This is a genomic window from Variovorax sp. EL159 (assembly GCF_900100965.1).
Classification (GTDB): domain Bacteria; phylum Pseudomonadota; class Gammaproteobacteria; order Burkholderiales; family Burkholderiaceae_C; genus Variovorax.
In genome coordinates, this window is sequence record NZ_FMUJ01000011.1 from 90,982 (window position 1) to 108,395 (window position 17,414).

15 protein-coding genes are annotated in these 17,414 nt (G+C 65.1%); 2 read left to right on the top strand and 13 right to left on the bottom strand.

The features are described from left to right. Positions 1-9 precede the first annotated feature (9 nt). Positions 10-459 (top strand): thioredoxin TrxC, encoded by a 450-nt coding sequence (trxC, locus tag BLQ28_RS31315; protein WP_093247239.1) that lies wholly within the window; start codon positions 10-12, stop codon positions 457-459. Positions 460-591: 132 nt separating this feature from the next. Here the strand turns inward: trxC and BLQ28_RS31320 are convergent, their stop codons facing one another. Then, complete coding sequence (locus tag BLQ28_RS31320; RefSeq protein WP_093247240.1) at positions 592-3,201, bottom strand: ligase-associated DNA damage response DEXH box helicase; 2,610 nt, start codon at positions 3,199-3,201, stop codon at positions 592-594. Between the two features lie 108 nt (positions 3,202-3,309). On the opposite strand from BLQ28_RS31320, the gene BLQ28_RS32860 reads away from it, so the two are divergent. Next, positions 3,310-4,473: a DUF4062 domain-containing protein gene (locus BLQ28_RS32860; RefSeq protein WP_143012608.1), complete on the top strand. Its 1,164-nt coding sequence runs from the start codon at positions 3,310-3,312 to the stop codon at positions 4,471-4,473. A 52-nt stretch (positions 4,474-4,525) separates the two neighbouring features. Here the strand turns inward: BLQ28_RS32860 and BLQ28_RS31325 are convergent, their stop codons facing one another. The 12 genes from BLQ28_RS31325 to atpD form a co-directional block, all read right to left on the bottom strand. Further along, entirely contained in the window at positions 4,526-6,241 is a 1,716-nt protein-coding gene (locus BLQ28_RS31325) for an ATP-dependent DNA ligase (RefSeq protein ID WP_093247241.1), read from the bottom strand. Then, the gene (locus BLQ28_RS31330) at positions 6,238-7,350 is read right to left on the bottom strand and encodes a ligase-associated DNA damage response exonuclease (protein ID WP_093247242.1); all 1,113 of its coding nucleotides are present in this window, start codon (positions 7,348-7,350) and stop codon (positions 6,238-6,240) included. The genes BLQ28_RS31325 and BLQ28_RS31330 overlap by 4 nt, the downstream gene beginning before the upstream one ends. A 110-nt stretch (positions 7,351-7,460) precedes the next feature. After that, on the bottom strand, positions 7,461-7,991 hold the full coding sequence (locus BLQ28_RS31335; protein ID WP_093247243.1) for a DUF3617 domain-containing protein: 531 nt from the start codon (positions 7,989-7,991) through the stop codon (positions 7,461-7,463). Positions 7,992-8,070: 79 nt separating this feature from the next. Continuing rightward, positions 8,071-8,772, bottom strand: a complete 702-nt coding sequence (locus BLQ28_RS31340; protein ID WP_093247244.1) for a phosphatase PAP2 family protein — start codon at positions 8,770-8,772, stop codon at positions 8,071-8,073. 49 nt (positions 8,773-8,821) lie between these two features. Beyond that, complete coding sequence (locus tag BLQ28_RS31345; protein WP_093247245.1) at positions 8,822-9,985, bottom strand: Gfo/Idh/MocA family protein; 1,164 nt, start codon at positions 9,983-9,985, stop codon at positions 8,822-8,824. Then, a complete protein-coding gene (locus tag BLQ28_RS31350) occupies positions 9,985-10,419 on the bottom strand; it encodes a VOC family protein (protein WP_093247246.1) in 435 nt (144 codons plus the stop codon). The genes BLQ28_RS31345 and BLQ28_RS31350 overlap by 1 nt, the downstream gene beginning before the upstream one ends. 66 nt (positions 10,420-10,485) lie before the next feature. Continuing rightward, positions 10,486-11,448 carry a substrate-binding domain-containing protein gene (locus BLQ28_RS31355; RefSeq protein WP_093247247.1) on the bottom strand — a complete coding sequence of 321 codons (963 nt, stop codon included), beginning with the start codon at positions 11,446-11,448 and terminating at the stop codon, positions 10,486-10,488. Positions 11,449-11,503: 55 nt separating this feature from the next. Then, on the bottom strand, positions 11,504-12,538 hold the full coding sequence (locus BLQ28_RS31360) for an ABC transporter permease (protein WP_093247248.1): 1,035 nt from the start codon (positions 12,536-12,538) through the stop codon (positions 11,504-11,506). Beyond that, complete coding sequence (locus tag BLQ28_RS31365) at positions 12,501-14,042, bottom strand: sugar ABC transporter ATP-binding protein (protein WP_093247249.1); 1,542 nt, start codon at positions 14,040-14,042, stop codon at positions 12,501-12,503. The genes BLQ28_RS31360 and BLQ28_RS31365 overlap by 38 nt, the downstream gene beginning before the upstream one ends. After that, entirely contained in the window at positions 14,039-15,208 is a 1,170-nt protein-coding gene (locus BLQ28_RS31370) for an ROK family protein (RefSeq protein WP_093247306.1), read from the bottom strand. The genes BLQ28_RS31365 and BLQ28_RS31370 overlap by 4 nt, the downstream gene beginning before the upstream one ends. Before the next feature lie 245 nt (positions 15,209-15,453). Continuing rightward, positions 15,454-15,873: a F0F1 ATP synthase subunit epsilon gene (locus BLQ28_RS31375; RefSeq protein WP_093247250.1), complete on the bottom strand. Its 420-nt coding sequence runs from the start codon at positions 15,871-15,873 to the stop codon at positions 15,454-15,456. Positions 15,874-15,891: 18 nt separating this feature from the next. Continuing rightward, positions 15,892-17,292 carry a F0F1 ATP synthase subunit beta gene (gene atpD / locus BLQ28_RS31380; RefSeq protein ID WP_093247251.1) on the bottom strand — a complete coding sequence of 467 codons (1,401 nt, stop codon included), beginning with the start codon at positions 17,290-17,292 and terminating at the stop codon, positions 15,892-15,894. Between the last annotated feature and the right edge of the window lie 122 nt (positions 17,293-17,414).

A 17,414-nucleotide genomic window follows, 5' to 3' on the forward strand; every position in this document is an offset into this window, starting at 1 on the left:
TTCTTGCGCATGACCGAATCGCCCCCGCTGCACATCGTCTGCCCGCACTGCCACACGACCAACCGCGTGCGCGCGGCGCAACTGGGCAGCGCGCCCGACTGCGGCAGCTGCCACCGCCCCTTGTTCGTCGGCCACTCGACCGCCCTGCCGGACGAAGCCACCTTCGACCGCCACATCGCGCGCAACGAGATCCCGGTGCTGGTCGATTTCTGGGCCCCTTGGTGCGGCCCCTGCCGCCAGATGGCGCCGGGCTACGAACAGGCCGCGGCCCAGCTCGAACCGCATGTGCGGCTGGCCAAGGTCGACACCGAGGCCGTGCCGGCGCTCGGCGCGCGCTTCAACATCCGCAGCATCCCGACGCTGGCGCTGTTCCGTGGCGGCCGCGAAGTGGCACGGCAAGCCGGCGCGATGGGCGCAGCGGACATCGTGCGGTGGGTGAAGGCGCACGGCGCCGGCTGACAAGGTGCGAATCAACCTGCTGCGCGCCCCGATCTCGCACCTGCGGTCCTCACCGTACAAGAGTACGGCTCCGGTCCTCGATGCAAGCTCGGGGCGCTCGCGACGGTTTCTTCACACCTTGTCGGCCACGCTTCAGAGCGGCGGCAGCGGCCTCGAAGGCCGCCGCCGCTCGCGCCGGGTGCCTGATGGCTTCACCGGCTTGCCCGGTCCTTCTTGCCCGAAGGCCAGCGTGCCCTTCACGCGCTCCACCCCACCGGCAGTGACCACGCCACCCGCCGCCTTCTCCAGCTGCTCGACCATGCGCGCGATGCGGTCGGCCACGTTCTCGTTCGACAGCTTCTCGCGAAACAGCTCGACCATCAACGGAAACGAGAACGGCGTCGGCCGCGCGAGCGGCTTCAGCACCAGTTGCTGCGTCGCCATGCGCGAAAGGCTCGCGCGCAGGCGCCCGATCTCCAGCTCCTGCGCCAGCAACTCCTGCTCGGCCTGCTGCAGCAGCCTGTTGCCCGGGTCGTACTTGCGAAACACCTCCCAGAACAGCGAAGACGACGCCTGCAGCTGCTTGCTGCTTCGCTTCTCGCCCGGATAGCCCTGGAAGATCAGCCCCGACACGCGGGCGATCTCGCGAAAGCGCCGCTGCGCGAGTTCGCCCGCATTGAGCGAGGCCAGCACCTCGTGCAGCAACACCGCATGGGCTTCGTCGCCCTCGCCTTCTGGCAAACGCAGCACCTGCGGCAGCAGCGTGGGCCAGTCGACCTCTGTCGCACTCAGCAACTCGAAGCCATAGTCATTGACGGCGATAGAGAAGGTGCGCGCCTCGTGCTGCGCGATGCGCCAGGCCAGCAAGCTCGCCAGGCCCAGGTGCACATGCCGGCCCGCGAACGGATACAGGAACAGGTGCGAGCCCTCGCGCGTGCTCAGCGTCTCGGCCAGCAACGTCTGCGGCGTCGGCAGCGCCGACCACTGCTGCTGGATCTCGAGCAGCGGCCGCACGCATTGCAGCTCGGGCGAGTCGTACCGGCCTTCGCCGGCCAGCGCGAGCTGCTGCACCACTGCATCGGCCAGCGTGTTCGACAGCGGCATGCGCCCACCGCCCCAGCGCGGCACCGCCGGCCGCTTGCCGGAAGTGCGCCGCACCCAGGCCGTCATGTCGTGGATGCGCACGAGTTCGAGCAGCCGACCACCGAACAGAAAGCAGTCGCCGGGCTTCATGCGCGCGACAAAGCTCTCTTCGACGTTGCCGATCTTCGAGCCGCCGAGGTACTGCACCGACATGCTGGCATCGCTCACGATGGTGCCGATGTTCATGCGATGCCGCCGCGCGAGCCGTGCATCGGGCACGCGCCACACGCCATCTGCATCGGGCACGGTGCGCTTGTAGTCGGGGTAGGCCGCGAGCGACGGGCCGCCCTGCGACACGAAGTCGAGGCACCACTGCCAGCTCTCATGCGAAAGGTTTTCATAGGCGGCTGTGCCGCGCACTTCGTCGTACAGCGCGTCGGGCACGAAGCCACCGCCGAGTGCCACCGTCACCAGGTGCTGCACCAGCACGTCGAGTGGCTGGTCTGGCGAATGGCGCGCCTCGATGTGGCCCGCCGCAATGGCCGTGCGCGCGGCCGAGCCTTCGACCATCTCGATGCTGTGCGTGGGCACGAGCGTGATGCGCGACGGCCGCCCCGGCGCATGGCCCGAACGGCCCGCGCGCTGCAGCAGCCGCGCCACGCCCTTGGGCGAGCCGATCTGCAGCACGCGCTCGACCGGCAGGAAGTCGACACCAAGGTCGAGGCTCGACGTGCAGACCACCGCCTTCAGTTCGCCACTCTTCAGGCCCAGCTCGACCCACTCGCGCACCTCGCGGTCGAGCGAGCCGTGGTGCAGCGCGATAAGGCCCGCCCACTCGGGCCGAGCCTCCAGCATGGCCTGGTACCAGATCTCGGCCTGCGAGCGCGTGTTGGTGAAGACCAGCGTGGTCTTGCTCGCGGCGATCTCCCCGAGCACCTGCGGCAGCATCGTGAGGCCCAGGTGGCCGCCCCACGGAAAGCGCTCGGCGCGACCCGGGAGCAGCGAGTCGATGACCAGCTTCTTGGGCACCTGGCCCTGCACAAGCACGCCGTCTTGATGGCCCAGCAGCGCGTGCATCGCCTCCTGCAGGTTGCCGAGCGTGGCCGACATGCCCCAGATCGCGAGATCGGCATTCCAGCGCTTGAGCCGCGCCAGCGCGAGCTGCACCTGCACGCCCCGCTTGTTGCCAAGCAGTTCGTGCCATTCGTCGACCACGGCCATCTGCACATGGCCGAGCACCTCGCGTGCATCGGCGCGGGCGAGCAGCAGCGAGAGGCTTTCGGGGGTGGTGACGAGCACTGTGGGCAGCCGCGTGTTCTGTGCGCTGCGTTCGGCTGATGAGGTGTCGCCGCTGCGGGCGCCGGCGCTCCACGGGTGCACGTCGGCGCCGAGGGCTTCGAGTGGCTGCTGCAGTGCGCGCAAGGTGTCGGCAGCCAGGGCGCGCATGGGCGTGAGCCAGAGCACTGTGAGCGGCATCGGTGTCAGGCTGGAAGCACTCGGCTTGCGGGCTCTGGAGAAAGTCAGCAATGCGCCCAACCACACCGCATAGGTTTTGCCCGCGCCGGTGGTGGCATGCAGTAGGCCAGATTTACCTTCACCGATGGCCTTCCATACTTCACGTTGAAAGTGAAAGGGCTTCCAGTGTCGCGATCGAAACCAAGCAGAAACTGAGAACGGCATGGTCAAGCACTGTAAAGTTTGCTGTTTACTACTCAGCGCAATTCACTTCACGGCCGCTTGATTTTTCGCACGGCCAAAGAGTTAAATCACCACACTCAAGGAAAGCAAATGCCACGTCAAACCACTGCCATTCAAATATTTGTAGCTTCACCGGGCGACGTGGCTAATGAGCGAGATATTCTTGAATCCGTTATTACTCAATTAAATTTAATTTGGAGTCAAAGTCTCGGAATCACATTTGAACTCGTCAAATGGGAAACCAATGTTCACCCCTCGTTTTCAAGCGACCCACAAGCCGCCATAAATGAACAAATTGGTGCTTATGATGTCTTCATTGGAATTTTCTGGGGACGCTTAGGTACGCCAACCCCGCGGGCAGACTCCGGGACCATCGAAGAGTTCGATCAAGCATACGCGCGATGGAAGCAAACAAAATCACCAGAAATCATGCTCTATTTCAAAGATGCGCCAATAGCACCTTCGAAAATTGACACGCAACAACTTCTGCGAGTTCAGCAGTTCAAGAAATCGCTCTCTGATAAAGGTGGTCTGTACTTCGAATTCGAGGATGAGGCTGGTTTCGAATCTTCCTTGAGAGGCCATCTTTCAGCGATTGCTCAGAAATTTTCGACGCAAACGCAATTAAGCAATTCACTTTCAATCGATTCATCATTGCCCATTTCGAGCCTTCTTCCAGAAGATGACTTTGGATACATTGACTATTTGGAGATTTACGATAGCAAACTATCGGAAATGACCCAAGCGCTCGACACGATAAATGAAGCAACAGAGCGTGTAGGAGAACAACTAAGCCAACGGACTGACGAATTAAAAACGCAGATCGTAAATGCCGGATCTGCTCGGCGCTTTATTAAGCGATCGGCAGATGACATGAGTAGTTATGCCGACACACTCAACAGTCGAATTAGTGTAATTTCAGCGTCGCGCAAAATTGCGTTTGACGCATTAACCAACGCACTTGCCTTAAGGGCTGACTTCGAAAAATCCGAGTCCGACGTCAATGATCTTTCGGCGTTAAGGCAAACATTGCAATCTTTAGTTGAGACTTCAAATTTTGCAAAATCAGGTATGCGAGGCATGAGAGAATCCGCAGACGCCCTCCCGCGCATTAGCAAAGATATAAATCTAGCAAAGCGTTCCATGGTCTCAAAGTTGGATTTATTTATGCTTGAAATAGAAAGCATACAGTCCACCGTCATCAACATCGTGGATGCGATTGATCGAATTTTAGGCACTGGAGCAAAAGAATAGGGCGCTCATCCTTTGGTTATAAAAATCAAATTCTTTTCAAAGCAGTTATAAATTAACTCAACTGCGTCCGGTCAGTGAAAGGCTCTGCAGGCAATAGCGCGACCAATGTCTCCAAGGTATCCGCCTCATCCACCGGCTTGTCCTCCCGCCACCGCAGCATGCGCGGAAAGCGCACCGCGATGCCGCTCTTGTGCCGCGTGCTGCGCGCGATGCCTTCGAAACCCAGCTCGAACACCAGCGTCGGTTTCACGCTTTTCACCGGCCCGAAGCTCTCGATGGTGGTCTTGCGGATGATTGCGTCCACGCGTGCCATCTCGGAATCGGTCAGGCCCGAGTAGGCCTTGGCGAAGGGCACGAGCTTGCGGTCTTCCTGTCCGGGCGGGCCGTCCCACACGGCGAAGGTGTAGTCGCTGAAAAGGCTCGCCCTGCGGCCATGGCCGCGCTGGGCGTAGATCAGCACCGCGTCGATGCTCAGCGGATCGATCTTCCACTTCCACCACACGCCCACGTCCTTGGTGCGGCCCACGCCGTACTGCGCGTCGCGGCGCTTGAGCATCATCCCTTCGACGCCCATGGTGCGCGCGGCTTCGCGCTGGCGTGCGAGGTCGGCCCAGTCGACACCGGTGAGCATCGGGCTCGGCAACAGCGAAGGGTGCCGCATGCGCGCGACCAGTTCATCGAGCAGCACGCGCCGCTGCGACTGCGGTTGCATGCGCAAGTCGCGCCCTTCCCATTCGAGGATGTCGTAGGCCAGCAGCACCACCGGAATGTCGCGCAGCAATTTGGCACCGAGCGTCTTGCGGCCGATGCGCTTCTGCAGCTCGGCGAAGGGCTGCACCTTGCCTTCGCTTGCATTCTCCGGCGAGTTCTCGTCGCTGCGCCACACGACGATCTCGCCGTCGAGCACCGTGCCATCGGGCAGCGCCTCGCCGAGCACGGCGAGTTCGGGGAAGCGCTCGGTCACCAGTTCTTCGCCACGCGACCACACCCACACGACACCCGCGCGCTTGACCAGTTGCGCGCGAATGCCGTCCCATTTCCACTCGACGATCCAGTCGGCCGGCGGCCCCAGCACCGCATCGAACTGTTCGAGCGGAATGTTGAAGGGGTGCGCGAGAAAGAACGGATAGGGCTGCCCGCTGGTCTTCTGCACCTGCTCGGCGCCCGACTCCGGCGCGATGAGCGCGCTGTAGTCATCGGGCCGCGGCCGCGCACCGATGTGCGTGTAGCCCATGAGCCGTTGCGCGACACGCTTGGCGTCGACGCCGCCGACGGCCGCGAGCGCCTGCGTCACCTGCAGCTTCGACACGCCCACACGGAACGCGCCGGTGATGAGCTTGAAGTACACCAGCCGCTCTTCGGCTGCGAGCTGTTGCCATTGCACGCGCAGCCGTTCGGCGAGCAGGTCGGGCGATGTCTTCGCGGCATCGCGCAGGGGCAGCAGATGCTGCTCGACCCAACCGGCAAGCCCGAGATCGTGCGTTTCACTCGGCGGGGGCAACAGCAATGCGATGGTCTCGGCAAGGTCGCCCACAGCGTCGTAGCTTTCGTCGAACAGCCACTCGGGCAGGCCCGCCGCTTCTTGCGCGAGCAGGCGCAGCAGCTTGGTGGGCACGAGCTGGCGCGGCTTGCCACCGGCCAGGAAATAGACGGCCCACGCGGCATCGGCCGGCGTGGCTTCGCGCAGGTAGCGCTGCAGCGCCGCCTGCTTGGCAAGGCTCGACGTGCTCGCGTCGAGATCGCGATAAAGCGCGGCGAAGTCCTTCACGTGTTCGCTCCGTCCCCCTCCGGGGGAAGGCTGGGATGGGGGCTCTCGGCATCTCCATCGAGGGCCGCTGGCCCCCTCCCCAACCCTCCGGGGGCGGGAGTTTCCTGATCGTCTTCATCGCCGTACTCGGTCTTGAAGCCCCGCGCATCGAGCCCGTTCTCAGTGAGCCATCGCACCATCACCTGCACGCTGCCATGCGTGACGAACACGCGCTCCGCACCGGTGCCCGCAATGGCTTGCTGGAGGCCGGGCCAGTCGGCATGGTCGGACATCACGAAGCCGCGGTCCACGCCGCGTCGGCGGCGCGTACCGCGCAGTTGCATCCAGCCGCTTGCGAAGGCATCGGCGTAGTTGCCGAAGCGCTTCATCCACGGCGTGCCCTGCGCAGAAGGCGGTGCGAGCACCAGCGCGCGCTTGAGCAGCGCCGCATCGACACCCGGATCGGTCACCCGCAAGGTCTCGGGCAATGCCACGCCGGCCGCGCGGTAGACCGCATTGAGCGGCTCCACGGCGCCATGCACGACGATGGGCCCGATGCTGGCGTCCACGCCATGCAGGATGCGCTGCGCCTTGCCGAAGGCATAGCAGAACAGCACCGACGCACGGCCCGCCTCCGCGTTCGCGCGCCACCAGCCATCGATCTCGGCGAACAGCACGGCCTGCGTGGGCCAGCGGTAGATCGGCAGACCGAAGGTCGACTCGGTGATGAAGGTGTCGCAAGGCACGGGCTCGAAGGGCGTGCAGGTGCCGTCGGGTTCGGTCTTGTAGTCGCCCGAGGCCACCCATACACGGCCGCCGTGTTCGAGCCGCACCTGCGCCGAGCCCAGCACATGGCCCGCCGGATGCAGCGACACGCGCACGCCGTGGTGCTCGATGGCTTCGCCGTAAGGCAGTGTCTGCAGGTTGATGTCGGCACCGAGCCGCGTGCGCAAGGTGCCGGCGCTGTCGGTATGGGCCAGGTAGTGTGCGTGGCCGATGCGGGCATGGTCCGAATGCGCATGCGTAATGACGGCGCGCGCCACCGGCCGCCACGGGTCGATATAGAAATCGCCGGGCGGGCAATACAGGCCCTCGGGCCGTGCAATGACGAGGTCTTCCTTGGCGGACATGGCACGCCATCGTAGGCGGTGCCGTCCTTTCTCGCCGCCGAACGCCGGCCGCAAAGCGCTGTGGGCCGGCGCCTACCTGTGCCTAACCGCAACGGCCTGCGCGGGCTTGCTTACTTCTTGCGGGCCGCCATGGCGTCGAGCATGTTCATCTTGGTGCCGTTGGGCATCACCATGTCGCCGGGCCGCTGGTCGGCCTTGCAGGGGCCGATCCATTTCGCTTCCATGGTGGTGTTGCTTTCCGAGCGGCCCATCAGCGGCGGGTTGTAGCTGGCCTTGCGGTCCATGCGGTAGGCGGAATTGAAGTCGCCGCTGATCACGGTGTGCGTGGTGGCGGTGGTGGTGCCGATCTTGCAGACCGAATCGATGGTGATCTGGTTGCCGCTCTGGGCGCGCACGTCTTGCGAGCAGGCGTCCTTGCCGAGCGCTTGCGCCATGCCCTGGCCGCGCTCCTGCATGGCCTTGTCGCTGGCCGCATCGATGCACTGCTGCATGGTGGCGGCAGGGGTCTTGCCGCTGGCATCGCCCGAATGGATCTCCCACAGGCCGGGCTTGCGGGCGGGCATGTCGAGCGCGAACGCGGGGCCTGCAAGGGCACCACCGATGGCGGCGCACAACGCGAGGGCAGGCAAACGAATCTTCATGGTGGACTCTCCCCATCGGGATGGCTGCGAAGCCGGCTTTGTACAGGGCTTGCCGCAGCGGCGGAATATCGCGATCGGCCTACGCCGCCTGGCCCGCATGCGAGCGCGTGGCCGCGCCCTGCCGCGATGTAATACCGAGTGCCACACCCAGCGCCAGTCCACCGAGCACGTCGATCAGCACATGCTGGCGAACGGCCATCGTCGAATACACGATGCCCACGGCCCACGCAGCATTGAACAGGTGCAGCCATGCCGGCGCGCCGACGTCGCGCAGCTGCCGCGCCAGCGCGATGCAGGTGAACACCGCGAACGACACGTGCAGCGACGGAAAGGCATTGCCGGCCGCGTCGACGGTCTTGAGGAAGTGCAGCGAGCTGCCCGGCGTGGTGTCGATGACGAAGTTCGGGATCGCCGTGGGCATGAACCAGAACACGGCCAGCGCAAAGACCGTCATCGCCGCGCAGCCGAACGAAAAGCCCAGCAGCTCGCGCATGTTCTTTGCCAGCAGCACGGGCAACGCGATGTAGCCCCAGAGCGAGAGGTAGACCGGCAATGCCGCCGGCCAGAACGCGATCAGCCGGTCGAAGCCCGTGAGCGGCAACACCCAGGCCTGGCCCGCGCTCTTCATGATCCAGAAGTACAGCGGAAAGAAACCGAGCGTGGAGACGGTGTAGCCGGCCAGCTTCAGCGGAAACAGCGTGATGCAGCGCAGCCACAGGGCCCGCAGCCACCGCGCCGAGGAAGGAGAAGAAAAAGGCCCGCTGGAAGAAGGAAGGGTCATGGATGCCTGCAGTCATGCGAAGCAGCCTCGCGGGTGCGAGGCCGGCGCGCTACCAGGGCGTCCACTTTAATTCGCTTTTCGACGAGGCCACCGTGCGCTCGATGAAGCGCACGCCGCGCGCGCCGTCTTCCACGCGCGGATAGTCGGCCGCCAACGGATCGGCCGCATGGCCCGCCAGCCGCGCGCGGATGTCGGCCGCCACGCCCGCATAGACATTCGCAAAAGCCTCGATGAAACCCTCGGGATGGCCGGCAGGCAGGCGGCTGGCGCGTTGCGCGGCTTCGCACAGCCAGGGCGCGCCGCGCGTCAGGATGCGCTTGGGCCCGTCGTGCGGCAGGTGCACCAGCTGGCTCGGCTGCTCCTGGTGCCATTCGAGCGTGCCCAGCGTGCCCGAGATGCGCAGGCGCAGGTCGTTCTCCAGGCCCGTGCTGATCTGCGAGGCGACCAGCACGCCGCGTGCGCCGCCCTTGAAGCGCAGCAGCAGGCTGCCGTCGTCGTCGAGCATGCGGCCGGGCACGAGCGAGCTGAGGTCGGCGCACAGGCTTTCGATCTGCAGGCCGGTGACGCTGGCCACGAGGTTCTCGGCATGCGAGCCGATGTCGCCGATGGCGCCGGCCGCGCCGCTGCGCGCGGGGTCGGTGCGCCAGTCGGCCTGCTTGTTGGTGCCACCTTCGACATGGCTGGCGAGCCACCCCTGGTTGTATTCGACGACGACCTTGCGGACCTCGCCGATCTGGCCCGAGCGCACCATCTCGCGCGCCTGCCGCACCATCGGGTAGCCGGTGTAGTTGTAGGTGACGCCGAACACCGTGCCCTGCTTCGCCACGGTGGCGACCAGCGCATCGGCCTGCTCGTGCGTGTGCACCAGCGGCTTGTCGCACACCACGTGGAAGCCCGCTTCGGCAAAGGCCTGCGCCACCGGAAAGTGCACATGGTTGGGCGTGACGATCGAGACGAAGTCGATGCGTTCGCCGGCGGGGCGCTTGAGTTCGTCGGCCAGCAGCGAGGGCCAGTCCGCGTGGTTGCGGTCGTCGGCAAGACCCAGGTCGCGGCCCGAGGCGCGCGCCTTCTCGGGGCTCGACGACAGCGCGCCGGCCACGAGTTCGATTTGGCCGTCGAGTGCCATGGCCTTGCGGTGCACGGCGCCGATAAAGGCATCGCGGCCACCGCCGACCATGGCGTAGCGCAGCTTGCGAAGAGGTGTGTCGGTCATCAATGTGCGGCCGCTGCGAACGGGTCGTAGCTGCCGAAGCTCCAGACGTTGCCCTCGGGGTCGCGGGCATCGTAGCCACGGCCCGGGTAGCCGTCGTTGTCCTTGGGGTCGGTGAGTATTTCCGCGCCTGCCGCACGGGCCCGCGCGCAGTGCGCGTCGGGGTCGTCGATGACGGCGCAGACGCACATGGTGATGCAGCCCGCATCGGCGGCCGTCTTCCAGCGGTACTTGTCCGTCACGGGGCCAGGGCGGTCGGAACCGAGCATGACCATCTGGCCGTTCATCACCAGTTCCGCGTGGTGAATGACCGAGGGATCGCTCTCGTCGGCATACACGGCCTTGCGCTCGAAGCCGAAGGCCTTGCAGAGGAATTCGATGGCGGCCGGCGCATTTTTGTAGCGCAGGCAGGGAATCAACGCGTGGTGCACAGGCATTTCAATCTACTCGGGTGTTCCTGGTAACTGCTCCCTCTCCCCAGGGGGAGAGGGAGCAACACGCCCTCAGAACGGCGAGTTGGGGTGGTAGAAGTCTTTCGCGTTTTCCTTGGTGATGAGCACCGAGGGAATGATCGTCGTCGCCGGCAGCTTCTCGCCCTTCAGGCGCGCTTCGGCCGTGAGCTTGATCGCGTCGTAGATGAACTTGGGCGAGTAGCTCACGTCGGCACCGATGCGCGGGTCCTTGCCGTCCATGATGGTCTTGACCATGTCCTTCGCGCCCGCACCGCCGAACACGATCTTGATGTCGTCGCGCTTGGCCTGCGCGATGGCCTTGAGCACGCCCACGGCCATGTCGTCGTCGGCGGCCCAGATGGCATCGATCTGCTTGAAGCGCGTGAGGTAGTCCTGCGTGACCTTGAAGGCGTCGTCGCGGTTCCAGTTGGCGTACTTGGCATCGAGCAGCTTGATGTCGGGGCTGCCCTTGAGCACCGCGTTGAAGGCGTCCATGCGCTCGTTGTCCAGCGTGGTGGCAATGCCGCGCAGCGCCACCACGTTGCCCTTGCCGCCCAGCGTCTTCACGATGTATTCGGCGGGGATCTTGCCGAAGGCGGTGTTGTCGCCGGCCACGTAGGCGTCTTGCGCGCTGGTGTCGGTCAGGCCGCGGTCGACCACGGTGACGTACGCACCCTTGGCCTTGACCTGTGCGACCGGCTTGGTCAGCGCGGCAGATTCAAACGGGAACACGACCAGCGCATTGATCTTGGTGACCGTCGAGAGGTCTTGCAACTGGTTGGCCTGCTCGGGCGCGTTGGCTGCCGTCTTGATCGTGATCTTCAGGTCCTTGTGTTCCTTCTCCAGGTCTTTCTTCGCCTGGTTGGCCCAGTAGTTGATGCCGCCCATGAAGCTGTGCGTGGCCGCGGGAATCGAAACGCCGAGGTTGACCTTGTCCGCGGCAAGCGCCGGCAGGCTGGCGAACGCTGCGGCGGCAACGGCCGTGAGTGCGATACGACGTGTGAAGCTTGTCATGCTGGATGTCTCCTTGTGGTTGATGGAACGAACGAACGTACGAGCGGGAAAAACTCTATCGGCGTCCACGCTGGAGGAACGCGACGATGATGATCACGAAGCCTTGCACCGCGGCGTTCAGGTACACGCTGATGATGCTGGTGAGGTTCAGGATGTTGCTGATGACCGAAAGCAGGATCGCGCCCACCACCGTGCCGGTGATGCTGCCCGCGCCGCCCTTGAGTGCGGTGCCGCCGACGATCACCGCCGCGATGGCTTCCAGCTCCCACAGCAGGCCGGTGGTCGGCGATGCGGAGCCCAGGCGCGGCACGTACAGCAGCGTCGCGATGCCCACGCACACGCCGAGCAGCACGTAGGTCATGATCTTCACGCGGTCGACGTCCACCGCCGCATAGCGCGCCACCTGCTCGTTCGAGCCGATGGCCTGCACATAGCGCCCGTAGGCCGTGCGGTTCAAGATGACGCCGCCGATGATCGCGACGATCACGAACACCCACACCGGCACGGGAATGCCCGCAAGGCTTGCGTAGTACACCGGTGCATAGAGGTCCGACAGGTCGTTGTCGAGCGTGAGCGCGCCGCCGTCGGCAAAGTACGTGAGGTACGCGCGAAAGATGCCGAGCGTGCCCAGCGTCACGATGAAGGGCTCGATGCGGCCCTTGGTAATGAGCAGGCCATGCGCCAGCCCGAACACCGCGCCGAGCACGATGGCCAGCACCGCGCCCATCACCACCGCCAGCAGCGGCGAGCCCGAAGCGGGGCCGGCCCAGTTGATGAACATGATGACGCTGCCTGCGATGAGCGCGGCCATCGAGCCCACCGACAGGTCGATGCCGCCAGAGATGATCACAAAGCACATGCCCACCGCGATGATGCCGATGAAGGCGGTGCGCGTGAGCACGTTCATCGCGTTGTCGAGCGTGGCGAAGTCGCTGTTGAGCAGCGTGCCCGCGATGCACAGCAGCACGAGGCCGATGACCGGGCCGAGGCCATGCAGGCGCTCGGTCCAGCGCGGCCCCGCCTCGCTGCGGTGCTGCTGCTGTTGCGCGGCTTCAGGCGGCGGCGTGGGTGTCTGCTGTTCCGGTGGCATGAGCGATGAGCTCCTCTTCTGTGAGATGGTCCGCATCGAGCGTGGCGACGAGCTTGCCGGCGCGCATCACCGCGACGCGGTGGCACAGGCCGATCAGCTCCATCAGCTCGGACGAGACGACGATCACCGCGAGCCCTTCGCGGGCGAGTCGCTGGATCAGGAAATAGATGTCGCGCTTGGCGCCCACGTCGACACCGCGCGTGGGCTCGTCGAGCACCACCACCTTCGGCCGTGGCTGCAGCACCTTGGCCAGCGCGAGCTTCTGCTGGTTGCCACCCGAGAGCGACGAAGCCTTGACGTCGAGCGAGCCGGTGCGGATGCCGTAGTCCTTCACCGCCTCGGCCAGCGCGCCGCGTTCGGCCTCGGGCTTCAGCCAAGGCTGCGCGTAGCGTTCGAGCGCCATCAGCGTGAGGTTCTGGCGCAAGCCGAAGTTGACGTGCAGGCCCTTGCCCTTGCGGTCTTCGCTGAGGTAGGTAAGGCCATGTTTCGCTGCATCGCGCGGGTTGCGCCAGCCTTTGCCGTTCGGCACGGGCTGGCCGAGCATTTCGACGCTGCCGCTCGCGGGACGCAGGCCGAGCAGGCCTTCGAAGAGTTCGGTGCGGCCTGCCCCGACGAGGCCCGCGAAGCCGAGGATCTCGCCGGGGCGCACCTCGAAGCTCGCGTCCTGCGCCCAGCCGGGCACGTTGAAATTGCGCACGCGCATCGCGGGTGCATCGGCCGCGATCACCACGTCACGCGGCGGGTACAGGTCGGCCAGCTCGCGGCCCACCATGAGGTTCGCCATCTGCTGGCGCGTGACATCGGGCGTGGGTGCGCGCGCGACGAAGCGGCCGTCGCGCATCACGATCACTTCGTCGGTCACCTGCTCCACTTCGTCGAGCTTGTGCGAGATGTAGACGATGGTCACGCCATCAGCGCGCAGCTGGGCGATGAGCTTGAACAGGCGTTCGGTCTCGCCGGGCGTGAGCGTCGCGGTGGGCTCGTCCATGATGAGCAGGCGCGCGCGGCGGGCGATGGCCTTCGCGATCTCGACGAGCTGCTTCTCGGCCACGATGAGCTTGCGCACCTTGGTGCGCGGGTCGACCTGCAGGCCGACGGCGGCGAGGGCTGTTGCGGCGTCGCGCTCCATCGAGGCATCGTCGAGCAGCCAGCCCTTCTTCTTTTCGTGGCCCAGGAAGATGTTCTGCGCCACGCTCAGGTCTTCGGCGAGGTTGAACTCCTGGTGGATCAGCACGATGCCCAGCGCTTCTGCATCGCGCGAACTCGTGAACCGCTGGGGCTGGCCGTTGATGCGCAGCGTGCCGCCGGTCAGTTGCTCGTAGCCCGCGAGGATCTTCATCAGCGTGGACTTGCCAGCGCCGTTTTCACCGAGCAGGCCGTACACGCGGCCGGGCGCGAGCGCGAAGCTCACGCCGTGCAGCACCTGCACCGGGCCGAAGGCCTTCACCACCGCGTCGAATTCGACAGCGACGCTGCCCTTGGTGTGGTTGCTATCCGCGCTCATGGCGCCACTCCGCGCACCTTGAGGGTTTCGTGCATCGCGAGCACGCCGGCGCCGACAAGGCCGCCCTGCATGCCCAGCGGCGTGTACTGGATCTCGAGGTGCCGCGTCGACAGCGCGAGCGAGCGCTGGTACACGCTCTGGCGCACCGCCGCGAGAAACAGCGGCCCGATGCGCGTGATGCCGCCGCCGATGAACACATGCGACGGATTGAAGAAGTTCACCACCGACGCGAGCATCTGGCCGATGAGGCTGCCCGCGTGCTGGATGATGCCGTTGGCGGCCGTGTCGCCGCCGCGGCTGGCCTGGCCCACGTCGATCGCGTCGATGCGCCCGTGCACGCGCAGGCATTCGGCCAGCGTCGCGCTTTCGCCGGCCTCGGCCGCCTGCACGGCCATGCGCGTGATCGCGGGGCCGGCGGCCATCGCTTCGACGCAGCCGAGGTTGCCGCAATGGCAGCGCGGGCCTTCCTGGTCGACGCAGATGTGGCCGACGTCGCCGGCCGACCCGGCGGCACCGCGGTACACCTCGCCGTGGCAGACGATGCCGCAGCCGATGCCGGTGCCGATCTTGATGACGAGGAAGTTGTTGAGCGAGCGCTTGAGGCGCCAGAGCTCGCCCAGCGCCATGAGGTTCACGTCGTTGTCGACGAAGACCGGCGCCGCGTAGTCTTCGCGCAGGTAGTCTCGGATCGAGAAGCCATCCCAGGCCGGCATCAGCGGCGGGTTCACAAGCTGGCCGATCTCGAAGTTGACCGGGCCGGGCACGCCGATGCCGATGCCCAGAACGTTCTTGGCACTGCAGCCGCAGCGGGCCAGCAGTTCGCGCATGAGGACGCGCACGCGCGCCAGCACGACGGTCGGGCCTTCGCGCACGTCGGCGGGTTCGTCGTGTTGCGCGAGCACGGTGAGGTCGGGGCGCAGCACGGCCACGTCGAGGCTGGTGGCACCGATGTCGATGCCGACGAGCACGCCAAGGCCGGCATGGAGCTGCAGGTTTTCGGGGCGGCGTCCGCCGGAAGAACGTTGCAGGCCCGCTTCAGCCAGCAAGCCCTGTTCGACAAGCCCGGCGATCAGCCCGTTGGCCTTGCTCTTGGAAAAGCCGAGCTGTTCGGCCATCGCATGGCGCGAACCGCCGGCCGACCAGAAGGTCGTTTCCAGCAACCGCATTTCGTCGGTCGTGATGCCGCTCCAGGGTGCCACGCGTTTGTCTCCGGTGTTCTTGCCTTCTTTTGCCGCCGCAGCCTGTGGCCTTGGGCGAAGGCGAATACTAGGGGCAGGGCTTCAGCCGGACAAGGCTGAACTTCGACCAAATTCAGATCGAAGATGGCGTATTCGGTGTGGCCTGAAGCCAGACGCAAAAAAGCCGCCCGGAGGCGGCTTTTTGGAGAGCGAGAGCCTGATGGGCTCTTCTCTTACTTCTTCTGGCGGTACTTGCGCAGTGCCGCGATCTGGGCGGCCATCACGGCCAGTTCCGATTGCGCCATCGCGATGTCGATATCGCTCTTCGCGTTCTTCAGCGCTTCCTCGGCGGCAGCCTTGGCCTGGTTGGCCTTTTCGTCGTCGAGGTCCTTGCCGCGGATCGCGGTGTCGGACAGCACGGTGACGGCGTTGGGCTGCACCTCGAGAATGCCACCGGCCACGAAGACGAATTCTTCGCCGCCGTCGGCCGTTTCGATGCGCACGGCACCCGGGCGGATGCGCGTGATCAGCGGGGTGTGGCGCGGATAGATGCCGAGCTCACCGGCTTCACCGGGCAGCGCGACGAACTTGGCCTCGCCCGAGAAGATCGACTCTTCCGCGCTGACCACGTCGACGTGAATGGTGTTTGCCATCTGAGTTCCCATGCCGCCTTAAGCGACCTTCTTGGCTTTTTCGAACGCTTCGTCGATGGTGCCCACCATGTAGAACGCTTGTTCCGGCAGGTGGTCGGCTTCGCCGTTCACGATCATCTTGAAACCACGGATGGTTTCGGCCAGCGGCACGTACTTGCCAGGCGAGCCCGTGAACACTTCAGCCACGTGGAACGGCTGCGACAGGAAACGCTGGATCTTGCGGGCGCGGGCCACAGCGAGCTTGTCGTCGGGAGCCAGTTCGTCCATGCCCAGAATCGCGATGATGTCGCGCAGTTCCTTGTAGCGCTGCAACGTGCCTTGCACGGCGCGGGCCACGTTGTAGTGCTCTTCGCCGACCACGTTCGGGTCGAGCTGGCGCGAGGTCGAGTCCAGCGGGTCCACGGCGGGGTAGATACCGAGCGAAGCGATGTCACGCGACAGCACCACGGTCGAGTCCAAGTGGGCGAAGGTGGTTGCGGGCGATGGGTCGGTCAAGTCGTCGGCAGGGACGTACACGGCCTGGATCGAGGTGATCGAGCCGACCTTGGTCGACGTGATCCGCTCTTGCAGACGGCCCATTTCTTCGGCCAGCGTCGGCTGGTAGCCCACGGCGGAAGGCATGCGGCCCAGCAGAGCCGACACTTCGGTACCGGCCAGCGTGTAGCGGTAGATGTTGTCCACGAAGAACAGAACATCACGGCCTTCGTCGCGGAACGACTCGGCAATGGTCAGGCCGGTCAGCGCCACGCGCAGACGGTTGCCCGGGGGTTCGTTCATCTGGCCGTAGACCATGGCGACCTTCGAGTCCTCGAGCTTCTCGAGGTTCACGACGCCGGAGTCGGCCATCTCGTGATAGAAGTCGTTGCCTTCGCGGGTACGTTCACCCACACCGGCGAACACCGACAGACCCGAGTGAGCCTTGGCGATGTTGTTGATGAGTTCCATCATGTTCACGGTCTTGCCCACACCGGCGCCACCGAACAGGACCACCTTGCCGCCCTTGGCGAACGGGCACACCAGGTCGATCACCTTGATGCCGGTTTCGAGCAGGTCTTGCGAGGGCGACAGTTCGTCGTAGGCGGGAGCCTTACGGTGGATCGAAGCGGTGACTTCCTGGCCGACAGGGCCGCGTTCGTCGATGGGCGAACCCAGCACGTCCATGATGCGGCCCAGCGTGGCCTTGCCGACCGGCACGGTGATGGGGGCGCCGGTGTTCTTGACGATGATGCCGCGGCGCAGGCCGTCGGACGAACCGAGTGCAATCGTGCGCACCACGCCGTCGCCGAGCTGCTGCTGGACTTCGAGGGTCAGCGCGCTGCCTTCGAACTTCAGTGCGTCGTAAACCTTCGGCATCTGGTCACGCGGGAACTCCACGTCGACCACGGCGCCGATACATTGGACAATTTTTCCTTCAGCCATGACGTTTCCTTCTGGATGGATCTCTAAATAATTGCGACAGGTTCTTGCAGAAGCGTCCTGGTGCCAGTACGGGCCGCTTTTGCAAGAATGCCGGACAGGCCGGCACCCTTGGAATGGTTCAG